The organism is Micromonospora globispora, from assembly GCF_003857015.1.
In the GTDB taxonomy this organism is placed as follows: Bacteria; Actinomycetota; Actinomycetes; order Mycobacteriales; family Micromonosporaceae; genus Micromonospora; species Micromonospora globispora.
In genome coordinates this window covers 1-1,833 of record NZ_QGGF01000673.1, presented here as the reverse complement: position 1 = coordinate 1,833, position 1,833 = coordinate 1, and the positions used below count along the sequence as shown (strand labels likewise).

Genomic DNA, 1,833 nt, shown 5'->3' with positions numbered 1-1,833 from the left:
CTCTTCCAAACTGACGGTGCGGTCAGAGGCGATTCTCGGGCCGTCGTTCTGGACGCGGTCGAATCGCAGCGGACGGACAGCCTCCAGCCCCGCACTCTTCGTCAGGATCAACCGGGTCGTGTTCGAACTCGTAGTGGTAGCAGACGTAGTGCATCCGCTCGAAGATCTCGTAACGCTCGGCCTCGACCTCGACCGGACGACTACAACGAACGCAGGACCTCGCCTCAACCACCATGGCCCAAGACCATAGAGGTAAGCCTGCGGCGTGCCGCTTGTCAATCCCCTGGAAGCGTGGAGGGTTGTTTAAGCTGCCTGGGCCCGGCGGGCTTCGGCGATGAAGTGTTCGTAGTCGACCGGTGACATGCCGTCGCAGGCGCTGTGGCGCCTGCGGACGTTGTAGAAGTCGACGATCCAGGTGGCGATCTTGAGTCGGGCCTCGGCGCGGGTGCGGAACCGCTGCCGGTGGATGTACTCGACCTTGATGGTGGAGTTGAACGCCTCCGCGGCGGCGTTGTCCAGGGCGCAGCCGACCCGGCCCATCGACTGCAGGACACCGAGACGCTTGCAGGCCTTGGCGTAGTCGACGGCGGTGTACTGCTCACTGCCGCGGTCGCTTTGGAAGATCACTCCGTCGACGGTGCCGCCGCGGGTCGCCGCGGCCATGCTCAGGGTGGCCTGGGTCAGGTCGGCGTCGTGGTAGGCGCTCATCGCGTAGCCGAGCAGCCGGCGGGAGTACAGGTCGATCACGGTGGCGAGGTAGAGCTTGCCCTAGTCGGTGATGACCTCGGTGATGTCGTCGCACCACAACACGTCCGGTGCGACGGCGGTGAACTGCCGCCAGACCCGGTCCGGGGCCACCGGCGCCCACCACGCTGCCGTGTCATCGCCGGCAGCAACGGCCCGATCCGCCCGTACTCGACATCGGTCAACTCGAGCCGTCCACCCACGACAGCTGTGAATAGCCGAACCACAACCGAAAATCCAGGAAACAGCCCAGCAGCCAGCGCGCACGGCTCGATACGGCCGGCGACATCAGTGCGGTCTTCGGTTCGCGGCCCCGGTGGGGGTCCCCGGGTGGGCGACGAAGGGAGGGCATACAGTCAGCCCGCCGGTCTGGACCGGTTCAGGAGCCTTTTGTGGTGGAGGGGTGGACAGTTGGAGGAGTCGCAAGGACGCCAGGTTCTCGGCCTGTGGTTACCGAAGCGAAGCGTTTCGAGGTCGTTGTTGGCGCTGGCCGTCCTGCTCCTGCTGCCCGCGGTGACCAGGTTGTTGGACGGCCGCTACACCTTCGACCGGATAACCGCTCTCGCCCTCGGCGTGGCTGCGGGCATGTCGTTCGGTGTCGCGCTGGCGTCGATCGGGCAGAGACGAATGGTTGAAAGGCATATGCAAGCCGAGCACCCCGCCGAGACGGTGGCGTCGAAGCGGCCGTGGTGACCACGGGGCATTCCCACTGGTGGGGATGCCCTTTTGGCTCTTGTGACGTTCTCGTGGGTGGGTTGAGGGCCTGATCAACAGCGCACGCCGTGTCCCGTCTAGGTTTTCTGGAGATCGGGAAACGGCGTGCGTTTGACCTTGCGTGCCCGAGACGGCGGCAACGGCGGGCGACCGCGGTCAACGATGACCACGACGACCAGGGCGTTACCTGCAAGGACAGCAGGTGGGCGGGCCGCCACCGACCGCTGATCGACAATTCCCAAACCGTGTGGCTGTACAGCCATCGGTACAGCCAAGCCGGGCGACTCCAACCGATAGGGACGGACGCGAGGCGACGAGACGAGCAGGCCAGCCGCAATAGCCGACGCCGACCGACAGCGGTCTTGATCTTTGCAA

The 1,833-nt window shown here is 65.5% G+C and carries 1 protein-coding gene and 1 pseudogene; one reads left to right on the top strand and one right to left on the bottom strand.

Annotation, left to right across the window (positions count from 1 at the left end):
- Positions 1-303: 303 nt before the first annotated feature.
- Positions 304-756, bottom strand: a pseudogene (locus DKL51_RS31730) (DDE-type integrase/transposase/recombinase); the annotation flags it as partial.
- A gap of 399 nt (positions 757-1,155) precedes the next feature.
- Here DKL51_RS31730 and DKL51_RS31720 point away from each other — a divergent pair.
- Positions 1,156-1,437 carry a hypothetical protein gene (locus tag DKL51_RS31720; RefSeq protein ID WP_123827141.1) on the top strand — a complete coding sequence of 94 codons (282 nt, stop codon included), beginning with the start codon at positions 1,156-1,158 and terminating at the stop codon, positions 1,435-1,437.
- Positions 1,438-1,833: the final 396 nt, after the last annotated feature.